Genomic DNA, 403 nt, shown 5'->3' with positions numbered 1-403 from the left:
GCGAAATCTTTTAGTCCTACATCTATTCCAATGTAAGAATGTGTTTTCGGAAGTTCTTGTACTTCTGTTTCAACTAATAGTGACACAAAATATCTACCAGCAGGGTTCCGTCTAACTGTAGCATTTACAATACGTCCCTCTACTTCACGACTTTTGGCAAATCGAACAAGGCCTAGTTTCGGTAACTTTATTTTGTTCCCTATAATGGCAATGTTTTCATTTGTTTGTTTTGTGGTATAAGATTGTACGTTGTTCTTCTTAGATTTAAAGCGCGGTGCGCTGTTTTGTTTTTTGAAAAAGCGTGTATAAGCATCCGCAAGGTTGCGAACAGACGACTGAATCGCAATACTATCCACTTCTTTTAGCCAAACAAGCTCTTTCTTCATGGCAGGTAGTTTGGCAG

General features: G+C 38.7%; 1 protein-coding gene. It reads right to left on the bottom strand.

Translation table 11 applies throughout. The features are described 5' to 3' along the window. A partial coding sequence (locus tag ACTJJY_RS32125) for an RNA-guided endonuclease TnpB family protein (RefSeq protein ID WP_440607456.1) occupies positions 1 to 403 on the bottom strand: 403 nt, incomplete at both ends.

The sequence above is a fragment of the Bacillus sp. 22475 genome, assembly GCF_052044835.1.
Taxonomy (GTDB): domain Bacteria; phylum Bacillota; class Bacilli; order Bacillales; family Bacillaceae_G; genus Bacillus_A; species Bacillus_A cereus.
The sequence above is the reverse complement of the archived record's forward strand: the minus strand, read 5'-3'. Positions and strand labels throughout refer to the sequence as shown.